Here is a 21,355-nt window from a genome sequence, read left to right on the forward strand (position 1 = left end):
GCCCGCGGATTAGGCGACGCCGTAATCCGCGCTACGGGTTGTGGCATCGCCGGAATGCACGGAAAGCCCGTGATCGGGTCGCCCGGCGTCGTTATCGTAACGGCAGAGAATTCCAGGACCGGTCCCGTGCCCCACGATCATTGCTGCGACGATCCCAGCCACCATCACCATGACGCGCCGGCCCCGCCGCCGCATCCTGATCGCCCGCGCGTGCTACCGCCGGGGCCGGATGCCTATGCGCAGGCATCAAAGGTGCTGGCGGCGGGGCATCTGGTCGCCATGCCCACAGAAACCGTCTATGGGCTGGCCGGCGATGCCGGGAACGACGCGGCGGTCGCTGCCATCTTCGCCGCCAAGGGTCGCCCCAGCTTCAACCCGCTGATCGTGCATGTGGCCGATGCGGGGGCGGCAGAGGGTTTGGTCCATATCGATGACCGCGCCGCCCGCGCCATGGAGATGTGGTGGCCCGGCCCGCTGACCCTGGTCCTGCCACGCCGGGCCGATGCGCCCCTGTCGCTGCTGGTTTCCGCCGGGCTGGATACGGTGGCGGTGCGCAGTCCTGCCCATCCGGTTGCCCGCGCCCTGATCCAGGCATCCGGCCGTCCCCTGGCGGCTCCATCGGCCAATGTCTCGGGCCACGTCAGCCCGACAACGCCGATGCATGTGGTGGAGGAGTTTCCCGATGGCGGTGGCGCGCGGCTGAAACTGATCCTGGCAGGCGGGCGCTGCGCCATCGGTGTCGAATCGACCGTCCTGGACCTGACGGGCGAGCGACCGCTGCTGCTGCGTCCCGGTTCGGTGACGCGCGAAGAGCTGGAAAGCGTGCTGGGTCCCGTTGATCTGGCGACCGCCGCAGACGGGGTGAAGGCCCCCGGCATGCTGACCAGCCATTATGCGCCGGGCCTGCCCGTGCGGCTGGACGCGACCAATGTAGGCGAGGATGAGGCGCTGCTGGCCTTTGGTCCTGACCAGTTCCTGCGCGGCGGGGCGGTCCGCATGAACCTGTCCAACAATGGCGACCTGACGGAGGCGGCATCCAATCTGTTCGCCATGCTGCGCGCCCTGGACCGGCCCGGCCTGTCGGGCATCGCCGTCATGCCGGTGCCGGACAAGGGTCTGGGTGTCGCCATCAATGACCGGCTGCGCCGGGCGGCGGCCCCCCGGACATGAGCGATCTTTTGTCCGCCTTCGCCCGCCTGATCGGCCCGTCAAACGTCCTGACCGGCGCGGACATGGCGGCGTTCGCCTTTGACTGGCGCCGGCGGGAGGAAAGTTACCCCTTGGCCGTGCTGCGCCCCGGTTCGACAGATGAGGTGTCCGCCATCGTGCGCCTGTGCGCCGAACGCCACGTGCCCATTGTACCGCAAGGGGGCAATACGGGGCTGGTGGGCGGAACGGTGGTGCGACCGGGCACGGGGGCTGTCCTGCTGAACCTGGGCCGGCTGAACCGTATCCGCACCCTGGACGCGGCGGATTACACGCTGGTGGCGGAAGCCGGGTGCATCCTGGCCGACATCCAGGCGGCGGCACAGGCGGCGGACCGTTATTTCCCCCTGTCGCTGGGGGCGGAAGGCACCTGCATGCTGGGCGGCAATCTGTCCAGCAATGCCGGCGGCATCCTGACCCTGCGTTACGGCAACGCCCGCGATTTGGTGCTGGGTCTGGAGGTGGTGCTGCCTGACGGGCGGGTCTGGAACGGGCTGCGGACCCTGCGCAAGGACAATAGCGGTTACGACCTGAAGCACCTGTTCCTGGGCGCGGAAGGCACGCTGGGTATCATCACCGCCGCGTCGGTGAAGCTCTATCCCTGCCCGCGCCAGATCGAAACCGCCCTGATCGCAGTACCCAGCCCCGCCGCCGCTGTCGCCCTTCTGGGTCTGGCCCGCACCGGCACAGGCGACAGCCTGTCGGCTTTTGAGCTGATGCCGCGTTTTGCCTTTGATGGATCGCGGGAAATCCTGGGCCGTGACCAGGACCCTCTGTCCGCCCCCTCGCCCTGGTATGTGCTGCTGGAAGCCAGCAGTGGCATGCCGGGACCTACACTGCGCAGGCAGGTCGAGGCGGTGCTGGAAGCCGCGCTGGACCAGGGGCTGGTCACCGACGCCATCTTCGCCGACAGCCTGGAACAGCAGCGCAAATTGTGGCTGATCCGCGAAAGCCTGCCGGAGATCGGGCGCAAGATCGGCGGCGCGGTCCATACTGACGTTTCGGTGCCCGTCAGCCGCATCCCCGACTTCCTGGCCGCCACAATCCAAGCCGTCACTGCCTATATGCCCGGCATCCGGCCCTACCCGTTCGGCCACGTCGGTGACGGCAATATCCATTTCAATGTTGGCCGCCCGGCGGGGATGGAGGGGGCCGCCTATCTGGCGCACGCCCATGCCATCACCGATCTTGTCCACGAACAGGCCCTCTCCCATGGCGGCAGCATCAGCGCCGAACATGGCATCGGCAATCACAAGGCCGAGGACCTGGCCCGTATCAAGGACCCGGTGGAACTGGACCTGATGCGCAAGGTGAAGGGGCTGCTGGACCCGGACGGGATCATGAATCCGGGTAAGGTGTTGGTGCGTTAGTCTCCGCCAACCACTGCCCCGCCTGTGCCCGCCCATGGGCCTTCAGGGCCAGCAGATACTCCATGTCGATGCGCAGGCCGTTCAGCTCGCCCAAGGCCGGGTCCAGCGGGTCAATGGACAGAAGGTCCAGTTCTTCCGGCCCCTCCCCCCGCTTCAGCACCTCCCGCACCAGTTCCATTTCCGCCTCCAGTGGGCGGGAGAAGGTGATCTGATTCAGGCGTTCGCGAATCGCCGCCGCCGTGCGCGGCGTGTCGTCGGTGCAGTTGGCCATGGCCTGCACCACCAGCAGCCGGCCCACGGACGGTCCGTCCAGCAGGGCGCGGATGGGCGGGTTCAGGGTGTAACCGCCGTCCCAGTAATCCTCGCCATCTATCTCCACGGCCTGATGCAGGGTCGGCAGGGTCGTGGAGGCCAGCAGCTGATCGACCCCGATCTCCGCATTGCTGAACAGGCGCGGCTGCCCATCACGCACGCGGGTGGCGGAGATCAGAAGGGCCGGGGTCGTGGGCAGGGTCAGGGCCGCGAAATCCACCTCCTCCACCAGGATCGACCGCAGCGGGTTGAAGCCCAGGGGATTGAGGGCGTAGGGCGAAAACAGACGGGTCGCCATGGCGAAGGCAGCGCTGTTTACGGCCTGGGTGATGCCATTATTGGCCCAACTGGGGCAAAAGCCCAAGGCCCCCACCCCGCATTCCCCCACCCGCCGCCAGACCCGGTTCAACGCGTCCCGCGCCCCTCCGGCCCCGCCCTTGGCCCAGCCACTGGCCAAGGCCACCGCGTTGACAGCCCCGGCAGAAGCGCCCGACAGGCGCACCGGTGCGAATCCGGGTTCGTCCAGCAACCGGTCCAGCACGCCCCAGGTGAAGGCTCCCAGCGAGCCGCCGCCCTGCAAGGCCAGCGCCATGCCGGCGGGCCGATTCGGGGATGCCGGCGCGGCTGCAACCGTACTCCCTCGGCCCAGCCGGCGCATGATCTGCTTCAACACCATCACGGCCATCCCATGTTGCGGTGCCACAGGATACCCCGGAATGGTTCCGCCGCCGACCCTTGAAGCGATCCCCGCGACACCCTACGTCACAAGACAGGTGCCGCCACGGATGCCCATGCTGGGGTCCGCGAGGGCGCGCCGATGACCAAGGGGCATCGCTTCGTGAAGGAGGATCGCGCCATGACGACCCAGCAGACCCAGACTGAACCGCAACAGATACAGAACCCCATTCCAACCCTTGTGCGGACCGCCTTCAATGCCGCCGGCCAGCGGAAGACCGGTCAGGCAGACCAGACCGCTGCCGTCATCGCGGCCTTACGCAAACTGCGCCGCGTCCTTCTGGAACAGGCGGGCACCAATGCCGCGATGCAGGTGGTCGATGGCCCTGTCAGCGGGTTCATCATGGAACGCAACATGCGGTCCTTTGCCACGACGGGGGAAGCCCCCGTGCCCGCACCCCTGCCCCCGGCCCTGGCAATGGCCGGTCCGGCGGCCAGCCTGATGCTGGATGCCGTCGAAAACGGCCTGATCCTGCATCGCTTCCTGCCGGGCAATACCGCCTTGATACAGATGGTGCCCGAACTGCTGGGGTGCCTGTGTGAGGCGCTGGGCGGTACGCCGGATGCGGGCCGGCTGCTGGATATCCTGCGCGACGGTATGGACGAGGATGAACCGCGTCTGACCATTGAGGGGCCGGTGTCACAGCGGCTGCATTGACAGCAAAAAGGGGGCGTGTCGCCCCCTTTATTCACGCCGCCAGACGTGCCGTTTCGGCCTTCTGATGCATGCGCTTATACGCGAACTTGGCCGCCCAGCTGTGCAGCCAGGTATGCGGCTTCAGGCCGGATGCCTTGAACACCATGCCCACCATACGGTCGACATGGTGCGGGCGGTAGAAGGAATAGGCGAGGCTGGTATATTCGGCATTGTTCTCGACCCGCTCATAGGGGCGGGTCCAGTAATTCGCGGCATAGAAGGCGTAGGACAGCTCATCGTCCTCCGTCTCATTGATGCGCGAAAGGCAGACCAGCAGGCGCTGCACCCGGTTCAGCTTCTCTGATTCCAGATAGCGCTTCAGATGATCGTAGAACAGCTTGTAATGGCGCAGCTCGTCGGCGGCGATATGCTTGCAGATCTGCTTGAAGACCGGCTCTTCCGTCGCCTCGGCCAGGGCTGTGTAATAGCTGGACGTGCCCGTCTCCACGATGCAGCGGGCGACCAGTTCGCCAGCGCGGCTGCCGCGCTTGCTCTCCATGGCATCAATGTCGATCTGGTACCCGTCGCGAAAACGCTTCACCGCTGCCTGGAAATCCCAGGAGGGATCGACGCGCGACGCCCAGGTGCCCAGGGCTTCGCCATGCTGCACTTCCTCGATGGCCCATTGCCGGACCACGTCGCAGAAGACGGGGTCCTCGCGGAAGACGTTGCACAGGTAATCGGCATAGATGTGGCCGTTATACTCCACCAGGGCAGCCGCCTTGGCCAGCTTCAGCATGTCGGGTGACGCCTTGGCTTGGTCCAGCTTGTCCCAGGGCAGGCCCTCGACGGTCCAATGCGCATTCGCCATGACGATAACTTCCACTTCGCTGCTGAAGATCGCGCAGCCAGTTGGGGCGCGCGGTTGCTGACAGATGGGCCGGATGGGTCGAAAAAGCAACGGGGGCGCAAGGCGCCCCCGTGATAACCGCTCTCATCGCCCCGGAAACGTGACACATATGTGACGCTGTTCCCGGTGCCGATCAAGCTGCTTAGTGCAAGGTACCGGCCTGCGCGTCCAGCTTGGCCTGCACGATGGCGACCTTGCCTTCCAGCGTGTGGCGCTCACCGTCGGACTTGGCGTCAGCCAGATCTTCCGTCAGGTCGGCCAACTGCTTTTCCAGGGCCGCGCGATCCAGGCCACGGACGGCGTCCAGATCGGACGCCTCTTCAGCCAGGATGGTGACGCGGGCAGCCGTGATCTCGCAGAAACCACCTGCGACGAAGATGCGCTGGGTGATCGTCGCCATGTCATTGGCATAGATGTCGATGATGCCCGGCTTCACCGTGACGATCATCGGGGCATGGCCCAGCAGGACACCCAGGAAGCCCTCGGCCCCCGGCACCACCACCATATGCACCGGCTGCGACACCAGCAGCTTTTCCGGCGACACCAGCTCGAATTCAACCTTGTCGGCCATGGCTTGAACCCTAGTAAAACGCGTCAAGGAGGGTTGCCCCCTCCTGTGCAGCTGCCCCTTGCCGCCGGCGAACCGGGGGCAAGGGGTCAGAGCGAACCTTAGGCGGCCTCGGCCATCTTGCGGGCCTTTTCCACGGCCTGCTCAATGGTGCCGACCATGTAGAAGGCAGCTTCCGGCAAGTGGTCGTAGTCGCCGTTCACGATGCCCTTGAAGCCCTTGATGGTGTCTTCCAGAGCAACCAGAACGCCCGGCGTGCCGGTGAACACTTCGGCCACATGGAACGGCTGCGACAGGAAGCGCTGGATCTTACGGGCACGGGCCACGACCAGCTTGTCCTCTTCCGACAGTTCATCCATGCCCAGGATGGCGATGATGTCCTGCAGGGCCTTGTACTGCTGCAACACCTGCTGAACCTTGCGGGCGGTGTTGTAGTGTTCCTCACCGACAATGCGGGGGTCCAGGGCGCGCGACGTCGAGTCCAGCGGATCCACGGCCGGGAAGATGGCCATTTCAGCGATGGAGCGCGACAGCACGGTCGTGGCGTCGAGGTGGGCGAAGGAGGTGGCCGGGGCCGGGTCGGTCAGATCGTCGGCGGGCACGTAAATGGCCTGCACCGAAGTGATCGAACCCTTCTTCGTCGAGGTGATGCGCTCCTGCAGGCCGCCCATGTCGGTGGACAGGGTGGGCTGATAACCCACGGCCGACGGGATACGGCCCAGCAGTGCCGACATTTCGGCACCCGCCTGGGTGAAGCGGAAGATGTTGTCCACGAAGAACAGCACGTCCTGGCCTTCTTCATCGCGGAAATATTCGGCGATGGTCAGACCGGACAGGGCGACGCGGGCGCGGGCACCCGGCGGCTCGTTCATCTGACCATAGACCAGGGCCACCTTGGAGCCCGGGCCGTCGGTCTTGATAACGCCGGCGTCGATCATTTCGTGGTACAGGTCGTTACCTTCGCGGGTACGCTCACCCACGCCGGCGAACACCGACATACCACCGTGCGCCTTGGCGACGTTGTTGATCAGTTCCTGAATGGTCACGGTCTTGCCCACGCCCGCACCACCGAACAGGCCGATCTTACCGCCCTTCAGGTACGGGGCCAGCAGGTCGATGACCTTGATGCCGGTGATCAGCAGGGCGGCGTCGGTCGCCTGCTCAACGAATTCCGGAGCGTCACGGTGGATCGGCAGGACCTTGTCGTTGCCGACCGGGCCGCGCTCGTCGATCGGCTCGCCGATGACGTTCAGGATGCGGCCAAGGGTGGCCGGACCGACGGGCATCAGGATCGAGTTGCCGGTATCCACCACCTCGGCACCACGGACCAGACCGTCGGTCGTGTCCATGGCGATGGTGCGGACGGTGTTCTCGCCCAGATGCTGCGCGACTTCCAGAACCAGGGCCTTGCCCTCGTTCTGGGTGGTCAGCGCGTTCAGGATTGGCGGCAGTTCGCCGTTGAACTGCACGTCCACGACGGCACCAAGAACCTGTGTGATGCGGCCGACCGCGTTGCTGTTGTTAGCCATGGGGTAAGCTCCCTCGGAACCTTGACTTCGTCGTGAATGCGGGTGGGTTTACAACGCTTCCGCGCCAGAGATGATTTCGATCAGTTCCTTCGTGATCGAAGCCTGGCGGGTGCGGTTGTAGACCAGCGTGTACTTCTTGATCATCTCGCCGGCGTTGCGCGTGGCATTGTCCATCGCGGTCATCTGCGAACCAAAGAACGACGCGGCGCTCTCCAGCAAGGCGGAATAGACCTGGATGGCCAGATTGCGCGGCAGCAGATCGGCCAGGATGGCCTCTTCGCTCGGCTCGAACTCGTAAACGGCGCCGGCTTCGACCGGGGCGTCACCCGCTTCGGGAGCCGCGAACGGCACCACCTGCTGGAAGGTGACGATCTGGGTCATCGCCGACTTGAACTTGTTGTAGACGATCGTGGCGACGTCGAACTGACCGGCGTCGAACAGCTCCAGGATCTTCGCGGTCACCATGTCAGCGTCGGCGAAGGAGAGCTTCTTCTTGCCCACTTCCTCGAACGTCGCGACGATCAGCGAGGGGAACTCGCGACGCAGCAGATCGCGGCCCTTGCGGCCCACGGTCAGCAGCTTCACGGTCTTGCCCTCGGCCTGCAAGCGCAGGATGGCGCGCTTGGTGTCGCGCACCACGGAGCTGGTGAAACCGCCAGCCAGACCACGGTCAGCCGTCATAACCACCAGCAGGTGGGTCTGATCGCTGCCCGTCCCGGTCATCAGGCGGGGGCCACCGGGACCGCCGGCCACGTTGGCCGCCAATGAGGCCAGCATCCGGCCCATGCGTTCAGCATAGGGCCGGCCGGCCTCAGCCTGCTCCTGGGCGCGGCGCAGCTTGCTGGCCGCGACCATCTTCATGGCCGACGTGATCTTCTGCGTCGACTTGACGCTGGCGATCCGGTTTCGGATGTCCTTCAAGCTCGGCATGACAGCCCTATGCTCTCAATGAGGCCCCTTACGGGACTTGGATCAGGCGAAAACCTTGACGAAACCTTCGAGGAAAGCCTTCAGCTTCTCTTCAGTTTCCTTGGAAATCGCCTTCTCATTGCGGATCGCGGCCAGGATGTCGGCACCCTTGGCCCGGATTTCGTCCAGGAAGCGAGCCTCGAACCGGTTCACGTCGTTGGTCGGGATCTTGTCCAGATAGCCCTTCACACCGGCGAAGATCGACACGACCTGCTCTTCCACGGGCATCGGCTTGAACTGGGGCTGCTTCAACAGCTCCGTCAGGCGCGCACCGCGGCTCAGCAGACGCTGGGTCGTGGCATCCAGATCGGAAGCGAACTGCGCGAAGGCAGCCATTTCACGATACTGGGCCAGTTCCAGCTTGATGGTGCCGGCAACCTGCTTCATCGCCTTGATCTGTGCGGCGGAGCCCACGCGGGACACCGACAGACCAACGTTGATAGCGGGACGGATGCCGCGATAGAACAGGCCCGTTTCCAGGAAGATCTGGCCGTCGGTGATCGAAATCACGTTCGTCGGGATGTAGGCGGACACGTCGCCAGCCTGGGTCTCAATGACCGGCAGGGCCGTCAGCGAACCATTGCCATTGGCATCGTTCAGCTTGGCGGCGCGTTCCAGCAGGCGGCTGTGCAGATAGAACACGTCGCCGGGATAGGCTTCGCGGCCCGGCGGACGGCGCAGCAGCAGCGACATCTGACGGTAAGCAACGGCCTGCTTGGACAGATCGTCATAAACGATCAGGGCATGCATGCCATTGTCGCGGAAGAACTCGCCCATGGCCGCACCCGTATAGGGGGCCAGGAACTGCAGCGGTGCCGGCTCGGAAGCGGTGGCGGCGACGACGATGGAATATTCCAGCGCGCCGTTCTCTTCCAGGGTCTTCACGATCTGCGCCACGGTGGAGCGCTTCTGGCCCACGGCGACATAGATGCAATACAGCTTCTTAGACTCGTCGTCGCCCTTGTTGATGCCCTTCTGGTTGATGAAGGTATCCAGAGCGATGGCGGTCTTGCCGGTCTGACGGTCACCGATGATCAGCTCGCGCTGGCCACGGCCGACCGGCACCAGGGCGTCAATCGCCTTCAGGCCGGTCTGCATCGGCTCATGCACCGACTTACGCGGAATGATGCCGGGGGCCTTCACTTCCACGCGCTGACGGGTCACGTCGGTCAGCGGGCCCTTGCCGTCGATCGGGTTGCCCAGACCATCAACAACGCGGCCCAGCAGGCCACGGCCCACCGGCACCTCAACGATGGCGCCGGTACGCTTGACGACGTCGCCTTCCTTGATGGCACGGTCGGAACCGAAAATCACCACGCCGACATTGTCGGTTTCGAGGTTCAGGGCCATGCCCTTGACCCCGCCGGGGAATTCAACCATCTCGCCGGCCTGGACCTTGTCCAGGCCATGGATACGGGCCACGCCGTCACCGATGGACAGCACCTGGCCCACTTCGGCGACATCGGCTTCGGTGCCGAAGTTCGCGATCTGCTGCTTCAGGATCGCGGAAATCTCAGCGGCGCGGATTTCCATTATCCAACCCCTTTCATGGCGAGTTTCAGCTTATTGAGCTTGGTACGCACGGAGCTATCCACCATGCGGGAACCGATTTTGACGATCATGCCGCCGATCAGCGAGGGATCGACCCATACATCCAACTTGACGCTGGAGCCTTCACCCTTGTTCAGGGCGGCGGCCAGGGCGGTCCACTGCGCATCCGTCAGCGGACGAGCAACGGTGACGCGCGCCGTGCTTTCGCCACGACGGCGGGCCAGTTCGGCCAGATATCCATCGATCATGCCCGGCAACGCGAAGAGGCGACGATTACGCGCCACCAGCCCCACGAATTTGCGCACGAGTTCCCCGATGCCAGCCGCGCTCAGGACGGCTTCCATAGCGCGTTCCTGGTCGTTGCGGGCGAGCAGCGGGCTGCCGATCAAGCGGCGGAGGTCCGCGCTTTCAGCGAGCAGAGCCTTGACGGACGTCAGATCCTGGGCCGTCTGGTCCAGGGCCTGCTGCCCATCCGCGAGATCGAACAGAGCGCTCGCATAGCGCGAGGCGAGTTCGGAGACGCCAGTCCCTTCGGTTGCCACTGGTAACCTCGGTTAAAGTCCGTGGACCTGAATAATTTCAGGGCGTTAGCAATGATCGGCCATCCCGGAGGAGGACCCACCGGTGTCGAGCGAGCGAGCATGTAACACAGCCATAGCCCCTACGCAACAGCGCGCCTGTGGATTGGGGGTATGCGGTTTTGCACCGCTTCCCTTGGATTTGGCCAGGAAGCGCGCCGGTTTACGACCTTGGTCGCATCATTACGCTGTGCAGTTGCGAAATGGGTTTTTCGCGACGGGCCACGAACCTGACCTTTCGCATGCCCTATGCTTTTGGACCGTCAAGGATTAAGGCCGCATTAAGGGGGCGGGCACAGGCTGAACCCAGGTGCGGAGATGCCCGTGCCACCAAAGCCCGAGGCCATGCCATGTGCGTCATTCTGCCCTTCGCCCGTCAGCGTTTCACCCCCATGGACATGGTCGCCTGGGGATCCATCCTGGCCGACCGCCGCCGCCGGGGCCTGTGGCAGAAGATGGAACGGTCCAGCAACCGGGAACGGGACTGGATCCTTGTCTGGCTGCCGGGCCTGAAGGAACCCAGCCTGCGCCTGGAACGCGACAGTTACGGCACCTACAGCCTTTCCTTCTATGATGGCAAAGGCTGGTTCCGGTTCCGGCAGGGGGCGGAGATCATCGACTGCCTGGCGCATGTGGAGCCGACAGAACGGCTGCACCCGGCCGCCCGCAAGGCGGATTAATCACCTCCACCCACCACGCGCAGACACCCACCCCATATAGAGATGTCAACCGGCAGACGGGCAATGATGTCGCCATCTCCCTGCACCGGCTCCGCCACCGGCCCGTCAATCCGGGCATTGATCGCTGGCAGGATCAGGACATCCGACCGTCCGGGCAGCAGGCCGAAGGTCATGGCACCGGCATAGGTCAGGGCCGCCAGCCGCCCCGGCTTTGTGAACAGCACCGCGTGCAGCACAGGCTGCTCCAACCGCACGTCAGGGGCCAGCACGAAGGTTCCGGCATAGAAATGACCCTTGCATAGGATACAGCTGACGGCCCTGTGCCGGCTGATCCCGCCATCGGGTGCCGTCAACGCCACGTCATAATCAAGCGCCGGCCCCGCCAGAATCTCCCGCAGGCCGCCCAGCGCATAGGCACCTTTGCCGATCCGGCGCTTCAAGGCTGGGTCGATTCCCGCCACCACACGGGCATCCATCCCCACCCCGGCCATCATGGTGAACAGCCGACCATTGGCCATCCCGGCATGCACCGTCCGGACCGGCCCCAGGGCCAGCTGTCGCCCGATTCGCATCGCCGATCCTGTCAGGCCCAGTTCATGGGCCAGGACATTGGCGGTGCCCAGCGGCACCACACCCAGCGGCGGCAGGTCGAGCAGGCCAGACGCGGCCATGCCGTTCACCACCTCATTAATGGTGCCGTCCCCACCGGCGGCGACGATCACATCGGCCAGCCCCGACCGGGCCAGATCGCGGGCGATGGATGTGGCGTGGCCCGCGGCGTCGGTCGTGTGCAGCGACATCACTGCCCCGGCATCGGTCGCAGCGGCCATCACCTGCTCCACCAGCCCCGGTCGCCGCCGTCCGGCCACAGGGTTAAAGATGATCGCGACCCGGCGATCCAGCCCATGTGACATTTCCAGTACATCTCCATGAAGGAACGATGAAGTGGCAATGTAATATTGGTGACAATCGCGAGAAGTTTTCGCGGAGGCAGCAGAAATGACCGATTGACCGACTGACAATACACCAGATGAAGCGGTATAGAACGACACGATCCGCTATGGCTAGTCTTTAAATCATGGCGGACGATTGGTGGTTGGGGTTGACCGGCGGTGGGGGAACATATGCTGGGCGACGGGAACGTGCTGCGCTATCGCGCCATCTGGCTGTCGGACATCCATCTGGGGACACGGGGATGCCAAGCCGACATGCTGTTGGATTTCCTGAAACATACCGAATCCGATGTGCTGTATCTGGTCGGCGATATCGTCGATGGCTGGCGGCTGAAGAAAAGCTGGTACTGGCCGCAAGCGCATAATGATGTGGTGCAGAAGATCCTGCGCCGCGCCCGTAAGGGTGCCCAGGTCTTTATGATCCCCGGCAATCATGACGAGGCGTTTCGCGACTATATCGGCCTGCAATTCGGGGGCGTGACCATCTTGGAGGACACGATCCACACTGCCGCCGACGGCAAGCGCTATCTGGTCATCCATGGTGACCAGTTCGACGCCGTTGTCCGCTATGCCAAGTGGTTGGCCTTCGTGGGTGACACGGCCTACACGTTCCTGCTCTGGCTCAACACCCTGTTGAACAAGGGACGCCGCAGGCTGGGCTTTCCCTATTGGTCGCTGTCCGCCTACCTGAAGCACAAGACCAAGAAGGCCGTTGAATTCATCGGCGATTACGAGACCGCCCTGACCGACGAAGCACGCCGGCGGCAGGTGGACGGGGTCATCTGCGGCCATATCCACCATGCCGAGATGCGGGACATGGATGGCGTGCTTTACGTGAATGATGGGGATTGGGTCGAATCATGCACCGCACTGGTGGAACATCCCGATGGACGGCTGGAGATCCTGCGCTGGGCGGATATTGTCGCCGCCCGGCAGGCGGTGAAGGCAGCGGCGTGAAGCTGCTGATCGTCACGGATGCCTGGCATCCGCAGGTCAACGGCGTCGTGCGCACCCTGACGACGACGCGGGCCGAACTGGAGCGGCTGGGCCATAAGGTGGAGGTGATCGCCCCCGACCGGTTCCGCACCATTCCCATGCCCACTTACCCGGAAATCCGTCTGGCCCTGGCACCGGGTCGGCGGGTGCGGCGGATGATTGAGGAGGCGCAGCCCGACGCGATCCATATCGCCACCGAAGGCCCGCTGGGATTCGCGGCACGGCGGTACTGCTTGAAGCACAAGCTGCCCTTCACGACGGCCTATCACACGCGCTTTCCGGAATATGTGCGCGACCGCGCGCCGGTGCCCCTGTCCCTGTCCTACGCCTTCATCCGCCGTTTCCATGCGCCAGCCCATTCAGTGATGGTGGCGACCGCCAGCATTGAGGCCGATCTGGAACGGCGCGGCTTCACCAACATCCGCCGCTGGTCGAGGGGCGTAGACACCGACTTGTTCCGCCCGCACGATAAGGACCTGTTCGCCCATCTGCCCCGCCCCGTCTTCATCTCCGTCGGTCGGGTGGCAGTGGAGAAGAATATCGAGGCATTTCTGTCGCTGGACCTGCCCGGCAGCAAGGTCGTGGTGGGCGATGGGCCGCAACTGGCAGAACTGAAGGCCAAATATCCAGGCGTGACGTTTGTCGGCGCCAAGCATGGCGAAGACCTAGCCCGCCATTACGCCGCCGCCGACGTCTTCGTGTTCCCGTCGCGCACCGACACGTTCGGCCTGGTCCTGCTGGAGGCGCTGGCATCAGGGTTGCCGGTTGCTGCCTTCCCCGTACCGGGTCCGCTGGACGTGATCGGTGACAGTCCGGCAGGCGTGTTGAGTGAGGATTTACGCGCGGCCTGCGTGAAGGCCGTCGAGATCGACCCACAGGTCTGTCGCGACCATGCCCTGACCTTCTCCTGGCAATCCTGTGCACAGCAATTCCTGGCCAACCTGCGACCGTTCCGGGATGTAGCGTAGGGAGCAGGAATAGTATCGTTGCCTGGACGCCAGCGCTGATGCGAACTATGCTTTCCAAGCGAAGACACGCGTCCAGCAGCAGAAGGCCCTCTATATGATTAAAATATTAGAAGGGACCAATGGATCGATATTTCAATTAAACGTACCGCCAACGGATAAATCATATAGCATCTGCGCCATTTCCCCGCATAAATGCGGAAGCATGCTCCTACAGAATATTATGAGCGATCTTTGCGCTGCGTCTGACTTTCCATTTCTTAATATTTATTCTGAATTTTTTAGCGCGGGCTATGATCATTGGGACTTCAGGGAATCGATCGAAACGGTCATTAGCGGAATTGGATATTGCTATGGCGTCTTGCGCGTCCCCTGGACAAGAAACCTGGACACCATTGCAGGGCATAGAAAGATTTTTCTGGTCCGCGATCCGCGCGACGTGATCGTCTCGCTTTATTTCTCCCTCACGCGAAGTCACGCCCTGCCCGGCCAGGGTTCCAGCCGCGATTCCTTGCTGTCCAGACGGACAGAGTCTTTAGCCCTGTCGATTGATGAGTTTGTTCAACAGGGCAAGGAGTTCGGCATACTCGAAAATATGCGAACCTTTATGCAATGGTCGGAAACGCTGCCCAACTCCAGATTTTTCAAATACGAAGATATCATCTTTGAAAAGAAACGCTGGGTTGCCGAGATGGTCGGGTTTCTGGACCTAAACGTTTCCGCCGATACAATCAAAGCCATTGCCGACAGACACAATATCATCCCCACAGATGAAGATCCGGATCGCCATATCCGACAAGTGACACCCGGCAATCATAGGAAGCACTTATCCAGACAGTCCATCGCGGTCATCGAGACGGCTTTCGGGGACATCTTGGAGAAGATGTCCTACTGATGAGCGGGCAGAGGTGCCTCCTCAATCCTCTTCCTTCACCCGCTCCATATCCGCCCCACAGGCCGCCAGCTTGGCCTCCACCCGCTCATAGCCGCGATCCAGGTGATAGATGCGGTTGACGGTGGTTTCGCCTTGGGCAGCCAGACCGGCCAGGACCAGCGACACCGACGCGCGCAGGTCGGTGGCCATCACCGGCGCGCCCGTCAGCTTCGGCACGCCGCGCACCAGGGCGGACGATCCATGGACCGTGATGTTGGCGCCCATGCGGGCCAGTTCCGGCACATGCATGAAGCGATTCTCGAAGATCGTCTCCGTGATCATCGACGCCCCCTTGGCCACGCACATCAGGGCCATCATCTGGGCCTGCAGGTCGGTGGGAAAGCCGGGGAAGGGCTCCGTCATCACGTCCACGCCCAGCAGGTCGCCGTTGGAGGCAACCAGAAGGCCGTTGGCGGTCTCTGTCACCTTCACATTGGCCCCGGCCAGCGTCTTCACGACCGACTTCAGGTCGGCCATGCGGGCACCGACAAGTTCCAGTTCCCCGCCCGTGATGGCGGCGGCCATGGCGAAGGTACCGGCCTCGATGCGGTCGGGTAGCACGGCATAGGTCGCCCCGTGCAGCCGGTCCTTGCCCTTGATCACCAGACGGTCGGAACCGATCCCCTCAATCTCCGCGCCCATGGCGATCAGGCAACGGGCCAGATCACCGATCTCCGGCTCGCGCGCGGCATTCATCAGGATGGTTTCACCCTTAGCCAGGGTGGCGGCCATCATCAGGTTTTCGGTGGCCCCCACCGACACCTGCGGGAAGACGAATTCCGCGCCGACCAGCCCGCCTTCCGGGGCCCTGGCCAGGATATAGCCGCCTTCGATATCGATCTGCGCGCCCATGGCCTGCAGGCCCTTGATATGCAGATCGACGGGGCGGGTGCCGATGGCGCAGCCGCCGGGCAACGATACCTTGGCCTGACCGAATCGGGCCAGCAGCGGCCCCAGCACCAGGACCGAGGCGCGCATCTTGCGCACCAGATCATAGGGGGCCGTCAGATTGAAAATATCGCCCGCATCCAGCTCCACCGACCGGCCCGACGAGCCAAACGCATCGCGGCCATTGATATGCACCTCCACCCCATGCTGGGCCAGCAGGCGGTTCATGGTGGTGATATCGGCCAGCAGCGGCAGATTGGTCAGCGTCAGCTTCTCATCCGTCAGAAGGCAGGCCGCCTGTAGCGGCAAGGCGGCGTTCTTGGCACCGGAAATGCTGATCTGACCCTTCAGCGGGTTGCCGCCGCGGATGCGAAGCTTGTCCATGGGATGTTCGTTTCGTCAAAAAGAGATCGTGGAGCGGCCAGCACCATGGGCCGCGATGATGGCAGATCGGGGGCAGGCCGTCAGAGGCGGGCCAGTGTCACGCCGCGCTGCTTCATATATTTGCCGGCCCGGTCGGCATAGCTGACCTCGCACGGGCTGGCACCCTGGAAGAACAGGAACTGGCACAGGCCTTCATTGGCATACACCTTGGCCGGCAAGGGCGTGGTGTTGGAAATCTCCAGCGTCACATGCCCTTCCCATTCCGGTTCCAGCGGCGTGACATTCACGATCAGGCCGCAACGGGCATAGGTGGACTTGCCCAGACAGACGACCAGAACATCGCGCGGGATGCGGAAATATTCCACCGTGCGGGCCAGAACGAAGCTGTTGGGCGGGATGACGCAGACATCGGTTTCACGATCGACAAAGCTGGTGGCATCGAACCGCTTGGGATCGACCACGGCATTGTCGATATTGGTGAAAATCTTGAATTCCGGGGCGACACGCGCGTCATAGCCATAGGAGGAGAGGCCGTAGGAGATCACGCCCTCACGTTTCTGCGCTTCCACGAACGGCTCAATCATGCCGTGCTTGGTCGCCTGTTCCCGTATCCAGCTGTCGGGCATAATCGGCATGTCGGTCCCCCACGTCCCCAATGTGCCGCGCCACCCATACCGGGGCCAGCGCGCAAGACCTTGTAGCCCAGCCCTATCGCCCACTCAAGCCGTGGTGTCGGGCATCTGTCCTTCGGCTGGGTCGGGGCCAAGGGCGCGTTCCATGGCCTCCTGCGCTTCCCGCGCCCGGTCCTGGTCCTTGCGGCGGCGCAGATTATCGCGCAGCGCCTGGGCCAGGCGATCTTTGCGCTCATCCTTCTTGGGCGGTGTGCTTGTCATGGTCCTGTATCCCTGGGGCGGAAATGGCTGGATTGCTGGCCTTTTCGCGCTTGCACGTCAAGTATGCGGAAAAAATCGACAGGTCCGGGATTTTTTTGCTTGCGGTCTGGGGGTTGGAGTGGCACATAGCCGCCCACCGCAGCGGCGACGACGCAGCGGTGATGCGGATGAAGGCGCTGCCATAGCTCAGTCGGTAGAGCGCGTCCTTGGTAAGGACGAGGTCGCTGGTTCGATTCCAGTTGGCAGCACCATCCCCCGCTTAAAACAAAAACCCGCCCGCCTTCATTGGCGCGGCGGGTTTTGTTTTGGGTGTTTTGTGGTCTCAGGTGCCGGGGCGGCGGTGGTCGCCGCCACCCGATTGGCCGTATCAGTGATCCGACCCCTGCAGGATCTGACGGCGCATCCCCGTCTCATATTCCAGCCCCTCACGCGTCAGGGTGACCGACATCGGGAAATTGCCGATGATCAGGCCCTTGCGTTCCAACGCCGTCCAGGGCGCGATGTTGCGCAGGCCCGTGGCATCCTGGGCATAGACCAGCCAGGGACCCAGATGGAAATGGTTGCCATGGCTGGTGAAGGGCAGCTCCATAACCTCCACGGCTCCATCGCCGACGGGGCGCGTAATGTCCTCGAACTCCGCCAGGGCCTGGAACAGGGTCAGGGTCTTCAACTGCAACGGGTTCAGGTTCAGCGGGTTCTTCTTGGCGGCCATCAGGCGCAACTCCGGTTCAAGATCAGTTGGCGCAGGTTGAAGCCCGTTTGAGGGGCATCGTCAAGCGCGCCTGTGTCGGCTATGAAGAAGAGGCACCCCTTTCGACGGATGTCGCCCGCATGCCGCACCTTCCCCGCCGCCGCACGCCCGCTGCCCTGGCTCTGACGCTGACATTGTTCGGCACCCTGCCGGCCCTGGCCGACCTGCAGGCGGGGCGCATCGCCTTTTCCGCCGGTGATTTCGCAACGGCCTTCAAGGAGTTCAACGCCGTGGCGGAAACCGGCGACAGTTCGGGCCAGTATCTGGCCGGCGAAATGCTGATCCAGGGGCGCGGCGTCGCCAAGGATGTGCGGCGCGGTATCACGCTGCTGGAATCATCTGCCCGCAGCGGCCATATCGGCGCGCAGAGCATGGTGGGGGCGCTGTACGCGTTCGGGCAGGACATGCCGGCCGATTATGGCAAGGCGCTCAGCTTCCTGCGACCGGCGGCACAGGCGGGCGACGTGCATGCCCAGAATAATCTGGCCGCCCTGACTTATTTCGGGTTGGGCACCCCGCGTGATGTCGTGGAGGCCCTGCACTGGGCCAAGCGCGCATCCGCCAAACGACTGGTCGCCGCCATCAAGCTGGAGCAGGAGATCGAATCGCAAGCCACGCCCGAACAAATCCGGGCGGCGACGGAGCGGATGACCCAGCCCCTGGCCCCGCCGACTCCCATCCCCGGTCCTGCACCGCAGGTCGCCACAGCGACGCCCAAACCCGCGACACAGGCCCCGAAGGCTGAACCAAAGCCGACGGCACCACCCCCGCCACCTGCCCCGGCCCGGACCACCAGCGCGCCCCCCGCCGCCAAGCCGGCGGCAGCTCCACCACCGGCGGCACAGCCCGTATCGCCCCCGCCCCCGCCACCACCCGCAGCGGTGGCAGCTGCACCGGCACCAACACCCGCCGCCCCACCGGCCAGCACCGTGGCAGGTACGGCCCCGACGCTGCCCAACACCGTGCCCATCGCGCGGCCAGCACCCAAGCCGGTCGCACCGCCGCCGGCCCCGGCCCCGGCTCCAGCGCCAATGGCAAGCCCGCCGCCGCCCGCTGGCGGCTGGGTTGTTCAGGTCGGGTCCCTGCCCTCGCGGGACGAGGCGGAGAAGCATTGGAAAGGCATCGCCGCCAAGCAGGCAGCCTTGTTGGGCGGGCGGCAGCCCAGTATGGTTCAGGCCGATCTGGGGGCGAAGGGCATCTATACCCGCGTCTTCCTGACCGGCTTTGCCGATCAGACGACCGCAGCGGGCCTGTGCGCGAAGCTGAAGGCCGCCGGCACCGACTGTCTGGTCAAGAAGGGGCCGTGATTCGGCCCGCCAGCGCCACCAGCATGCCGGCGAACAGCATCCCGCAGATCAACCAAGCCTGCCACGCGCCATAGGCGAAACATTGGGTAAGAATAGCGCTGCCGAACAGGGCCAGCGCCATGGGCCGGATGGCGGGGTCCAGCCGGGTCAGCCGGCGCAGGATGGCCAGCAGCAGCAGACCGAAAAGGGCCGCCCCGATCCAGCCCAGTTCAAGCCGCACCTGCTGAAACAGATTATGCGGATGGACCGGCAGAACAGGCACGCCCCCGACACCAGGGATGAAAAACACACCGTCGCCCCCCGGCACCGCGCGTGACCCTTCTAGGCCATAGCCCAGCCAGGGATGGTCGCCTAAGCGTCCAGCCACGAAATCCCAGGTCATGATGCGGTGACGGAAGCTGTAGGGCATCCAGCCGGCATCGGCCAGACCCGCCTGTTTCATCCAGGCCGCGATGGGACCGCACAGGGTCAGCCCCGCGACGATCCCCACCGCCAGCATGCAGCTCACCAGACGCCAGGACAGGCGCGCCAGCCCCAGAAGGACGAGCAGCCCCAGCAACGCCGCCAAGGCCGACTGGCTGGTGCTGCCGGTCACCAGCAACAAGGGTACGGCAATAGCGGCCACCGCATCCCAACGGTATCCCATGCGCCAAATCAGCAGCGCGGCGGGTCCCGCCATCAGGGCCAGCAGCAATGCCGCCCGGTTGATGTCGCGTTCGAAATCCAGCGCCTCCTTGTCCGCCGAGGCGAACAGGTGCTGGATCGGCTGCTTGAATGGCAATTCCACCGCAAACAGGACAGCCCCCATCGCCATGGCCGGCAACAGCCACCCTGCCACACGTCGCGCCATCTCTTCGGTCAGCGTGGGCAGCAGTGACAACAGGCAAAAGGCCGGTATCCATATGTAAAGGAACCCCGCCCAGGCGCCGACCGCCTTGCTGCCGCCGACGCTCCAGAACAGGCTGATGCCCGACCATGCCAGGAACAGGCCCAGCGACAGCCCGATAAACCGATCCGGGCTTGGGTATCGCCGGCGCCATACCGACAGGCCGGTCAGCAGCACGGCCAGCGCCGTCACCCCCGGCGCCAGGGCCAGCGGCACCAATGGCGCCAGCACCGCCAGAATCAGGGTGCCGAAGAAGATGAATATGGAAGTGAAGGCCGGGTCCTGCCCGTCCTGTGCCATCGCCATGATGCGCCGTCCCTGCCCGTCATCCGCAGCGCCCCTTCGGCACCTGCATAAACCCGGTTGGGGGAGAAGCGAAGCGCAATCCGCTCTACGAATTGCCGCACCCATGCCTATATGGTGGGCCTGACCGTTAACCGTTCCCGGAACGAACCACCATCATGGCCGAACTGCCGCTGATCCCGCTTTCCAACCGCAGCCTTATCGCCGTCGGCGGTGATGACCGGATCACCTTCCTGCAAGGGTTGGTGACGAACGACGTCACCAATCTGGAAGGCAAGGCCGTCTGGTCGGCATTGCTGACGGCGCAGGGTAAATATCTGCATGATTTCATTATCCTGGCCGATGGGGACCGGCTGCTGCTGGATGTGGAAGCGGATCGCCGCGACGATCTGATCCGCCGCCTGCGCATGTTCCGACTGCGGGCCAAGGTGGACCTGACCGACCTGACAGGCCAGCTTGGCGTCTTCGCGCGCCTGGATGGGACACAGGCAGAGCGTGGCACGGTCACACGGGTCGATGGTGGGTGGCAGATCGTCGATCCGCGTCAGGCCAGCCTTGGCCACCGTTTCATCCTGCCCGCCAATACACCGGCCAGTGGCGAATTCGCCGATTGGGACCGCGCACGCCTGACCCTGGGCATTCCCGATGGCAGCCGCGATCTGATACCGGAAAAGTCGATCCTTCTGGACAATGGCTTTGACGAGCTGGCGGGCGTCGGCTGGAACAAGGGCTGCTATGTGGGCCAAGAACTGACGGCACGCACGAAATATCGCGGACTGGTGAAGAAGCGGCTGCTGCCAGTGCAGGTGACCGGGGCCCTGCCCGAGGCGGGAACCATCGTCACCCGCGATGGCGCGGATGTCGGTGAAATCCGGTCGGGCCGGGATGATCTGGCCCTGGCGCTGATCCGGCTGGACGCCCTGTCGGGGGCTGTGCCGTTGCTCTGTGGCGGGGCGACATTGTCCCCGATGCCGCCTTCCTGGATCAATCTGCCCCGAACGGAAGGCGATATGCCAACGAATGGATGAAGTTGGCACAAGAATTGGTTAG

At 64.1% G+C, this 21,355-nt stretch carries 23 protein-coding genes and 1 tRNA gene; 11 read left to right on the top strand and 13 right to left on the bottom strand.

Features of this window, described 5'->3' with window-relative positions; translation table 11 throughout:
- Window positions 1–210 precede the first annotated feature (210 nt).
- Window positions 211–1,170, top strand: coding sequence for an L-threonylcarbamoyladenylate synthase (locus tag ABC729_RS10230; protein ID WP_495608667.1), 960 nt, complete (start codon window positions 211–213; stop codon window positions 1,168–1,170).
- Complete coding sequence (locus ABC729_RS10235; protein ID WP_495607501.1) at window positions 1,167–2,576, top strand: FAD-binding oxidoreductase; 1,410 nt, start codon at window positions 1,167–1,169, stop codon at window positions 2,574–2,576. Before ABC729_RS10230 ends, ABC729_RS10235 begins: the two co-directional genes overlap by 4 nt.
- Here the strand turns inward: ABC729_RS10235 and ABC729_RS10240 are convergent.
- Window positions 2,545–3,564 carry a patatin-like phospholipase family protein gene (locus tag ABC729_RS10240; RefSeq protein WP_495607502.1) on the bottom strand — a complete coding sequence of 340 codons (1,020 nt, stop codon included), beginning with the start codon at window positions 3,562–3,564 and terminating at the stop codon, window positions 2,545–2,547. The two genes, ABC729_RS10235 and ABC729_RS10240, sit on opposite strands and share 32 nt — an antisense overlap.
- Before the next feature lie 141 nt (window positions 3,565–3,705).
- On the opposite strand from ABC729_RS10240, the gene ABC729_RS10245 reads away from it, so the two are divergent.
- On the top strand, window positions 3,706–4,281 hold the full coding sequence (locus tag ABC729_RS10245) for a hypothetical protein (protein ID WP_495607503.1): 576 nt from the start codon (window positions 3,706–3,708) through the stop codon (window positions 4,279–4,281).
- A gap of 31 nt (window positions 4,282–4,312) precedes the next feature.
- Here ABC729_RS10245 and ABC729_RS10250 read toward each other — a convergent pair whose 3' ends face one another.
- The 6 genes from ABC729_RS10250 to ABC729_RS10275 all read right to left on the bottom strand — a co-directional run bounded on the left by ABC729_RS10250 (window position 4,313) and on the right by ABC729_RS10275 (window position 10,329).
- The gene (locus ABC729_RS10250; protein WP_495607504.1) at window positions 4,313–5,131 is read right to left on the bottom strand and encodes an acyl-ACP desaturase; all 819 of its coding nucleotides are present in this window, start codon (window positions 5,129–5,131) and stop codon (window positions 4,313–4,315) included.
- A gap of 181 nt (window positions 5,132–5,312) precedes the next feature.
- Window positions 5,313–5,741 (bottom strand): ATP synthase F1 subunit epsilon, encoded by a 429-nt coding sequence (gene atpC / locus ABC729_RS10255; protein WP_495607505.1) that lies wholly within the window; start codon window positions 5,739–5,741, stop codon window positions 5,313–5,315.
- Window positions 5,742–5,839: 98 nt separating this feature from the next.
- Window positions 5,840–7,267 (bottom strand): F0F1 ATP synthase subunit beta, encoded by a 1,428-nt coding sequence (gene atpD / locus ABC729_RS10260; protein WP_495607506.1) that lies wholly within the window; start codon window positions 7,265–7,267, stop codon window positions 5,840–5,842.
- A 48-nt stretch (window positions 7,268–7,315) separates the two neighbouring features.
- Window positions 7,316–8,197: a F0F1 ATP synthase subunit gamma gene (locus tag ABC729_RS10265; RefSeq protein WP_102110680.1), complete on the bottom strand. Its 882-nt coding sequence runs from the start codon at window positions 8,195–8,197 to the stop codon at window positions 7,316–7,318.
- Between the two features lie 42 nt (window positions 8,198–8,239).
- Entirely contained in the window at window positions 8,240–9,769 is a 1,530-nt protein-coding gene (gene atpA, locus ABC729_RS10270; RefSeq protein WP_102110679.1) for a F0F1 ATP synthase subunit alpha, read from the bottom strand.
- Window positions 9,769–10,329, bottom strand: a complete 561-nt coding sequence (locus tag ABC729_RS10275) for a F0F1 ATP synthase subunit delta (RefSeq protein WP_495607507.1) — start codon at window positions 10,327–10,329, stop codon at window positions 9,769–9,771. The genes atpA and ABC729_RS10275 overlap by 1 nt, the downstream gene beginning before the upstream one ends.
- A 386-nt stretch (window positions 10,330–10,715) precedes the next feature.
- On the opposite strand from ABC729_RS10275, the gene ABC729_RS10280 reads away from it, so the two are divergent.
- On the top strand, window positions 10,716–11,045 hold the full coding sequence (locus ABC729_RS10280) for a hypothetical protein (protein ID WP_495607508.1): 330 nt from the start codon (window positions 10,716–10,718) through the stop codon (window positions 11,043–11,045).
- Here ABC729_RS10280 and ABC729_RS10285 read toward each other — a convergent pair.
- Window positions 11,042–11,959, bottom strand: coding sequence for a diacylglycerol/lipid kinase family protein (locus tag ABC729_RS10285; protein WP_495607509.1), 918 nt, complete (start codon window positions 11,957–11,959; stop codon window positions 11,042–11,044). The genes ABC729_RS10280 and ABC729_RS10285 overlap by 4 nt on opposite strands.
- A 210-nt stretch (window positions 11,960–12,169) precedes the next feature.
- Here ABC729_RS10285 and ABC729_RS10290 point away from each other — a divergent pair, with 210 nt between their 5' ends.
- The 3 genes from ABC729_RS10290 (at window position 12,170) to ABC729_RS10300 (ending at window position 14,854) form a co-directional block, all read left to right on the top strand.
- The gene (locus ABC729_RS10290) at window positions 12,170–12,955 is read left to right on the top strand and encodes a UDP-2,3-diacylglucosamine diphosphatase (RefSeq protein WP_495608668.1); all 786 of its coding nucleotides are present in this window, start codon (window positions 12,170–12,172) and stop codon (window positions 12,953–12,955) included.
- Window positions 12,952–13,962 carry a glycosyltransferase family 4 protein gene (locus ABC729_RS10295; RefSeq protein WP_495607510.1) on the top strand — a complete coding sequence of 337 codons (1,011 nt, stop codon included), beginning with the start codon at window positions 12,952–12,954 and terminating at the stop codon, window positions 13,960–13,962. The genes ABC729_RS10290 and ABC729_RS10295 overlap by 4 nt, the downstream gene beginning before the upstream one ends.
- A gap of 220 nt (window positions 13,963–14,182) precedes the next feature.
- The gene (locus ABC729_RS10300) at window positions 14,183–14,854 is read left to right on the top strand and encodes a sulfotransferase domain-containing protein (RefSeq protein WP_495607511.1); all 672 of its coding nucleotides are present in this window, start codon (window positions 14,183–14,185) and stop codon (window positions 14,852–14,854) included.
- Between the two features lie 21 nt (window positions 14,855–14,875).
- On the opposite strand, the gene murA is transcribed toward ABC729_RS10300, so the two are convergent.
- From murA to ABC729_RS10315, 3 genes are all read right to left on the bottom strand, one after another.
- Window positions 14,876–16,165 (bottom strand): UDP-N-acetylglucosamine 1-carboxyvinyltransferase, encoded by a 1,290-nt coding sequence (murA, locus tag ABC729_RS10305; RefSeq protein WP_495607512.1) that lies wholly within the window; start codon window positions 16,163–16,165, stop codon window positions 14,876–14,878.
- An 80-nt stretch (window positions 16,166–16,245) separates the two neighbouring features.
- Entirely contained in the window at window positions 16,246–16,800 is a 555-nt protein-coding gene (dcd, locus tag ABC729_RS10310; RefSeq protein WP_495607513.1) for a dCTP deaminase, read from the bottom strand.
- Between the two features lie 84 nt (window positions 16,801–16,884).
- Window positions 16,885–17,058: a hypothetical protein gene (locus ABC729_RS10315; RefSeq protein ID WP_188595103.1), complete on the bottom strand. Its 174-nt coding sequence runs from the start codon at window positions 17,056–17,058 to the stop codon at window positions 16,885–16,887.
- Between the two features lie 23 nt (window positions 17,059–17,081).
- Here ABC729_RS10315 and ABC729_RS10320 point away from each other — a divergent pair, with 23 nt between their 5' ends.
- Both ABC729_RS10320 and ABC729_RS10325 read left to right on the top strand, forming a co-directional pair.
- Entirely contained in the window at window positions 17,082–17,243 is a 162-nt protein-coding gene (locus ABC729_RS10320; RefSeq protein WP_495607514.1) for a hypothetical protein, read from the top strand.
- A tRNA-Thr gene (locus ABC729_RS10325) sits at window positions 17,234–17,309 on the top strand. Before ABC729_RS10320 ends, ABC729_RS10325 begins: the two co-directional genes overlap by 10 nt.
- 116 nt (window positions 17,310–17,425) lie before the next feature.
- Here ABC729_RS10325 and ABC729_RS10330 read toward each other — a convergent pair.
- The gene (locus ABC729_RS10330; RefSeq protein ID WP_495607515.1) at window positions 17,426–17,770 is read right to left on the bottom strand and encodes a hypothetical protein; all 345 of its coding nucleotides are present in this window, start codon (window positions 17,768–17,770) and stop codon (window positions 17,426–17,428) included.
- 47 nt (window positions 17,771–17,817) lie between these two features.
- Here ABC729_RS10330 and ABC729_RS10335 point away from each other — a divergent pair, with 47 nt between their 5' ends.
- Window positions 17,818–19,116: an SPOR domain-containing protein gene (locus ABC729_RS10335; RefSeq protein ID WP_495607516.1), complete on the top strand. Its 1,299-nt coding sequence runs from the start codon at window positions 17,818–17,820 to the stop codon at window positions 19,114–19,116.
- Here the strand turns inward: ABC729_RS10335 and ABC729_RS10340 are convergent.
- On the bottom strand, window positions 19,100–20,308 hold the full coding sequence (locus ABC729_RS10340; protein ID WP_495607517.1) for an O-antigen ligase family protein: 1,209 nt from the start codon (window positions 20,306–20,308) through the stop codon (window positions 19,100–19,102). The genes ABC729_RS10335 and ABC729_RS10340 overlap by 17 nt on opposite strands.
- 155 nt (window positions 20,309–20,463) lie before the next feature.
- Here ABC729_RS10340 and ygfZ point away from each other — a divergent pair, with 155 nt between their 5' ends.
- Complete coding sequence (ygfZ, locus tag ABC729_RS10345) at window positions 20,464–21,333, top strand: CAF17-like 4Fe-4S cluster assembly/insertion protein YgfZ (RefSeq protein WP_495607518.1); 870 nt, start codon at window positions 20,464–20,466, stop codon at window positions 21,331–21,333.
- Window positions 21,334–21,355 lie beyond the last annotated feature (22 nt).

The organism is Niveispirillum sp. CC-CTL257, from assembly GCF_059489915.1.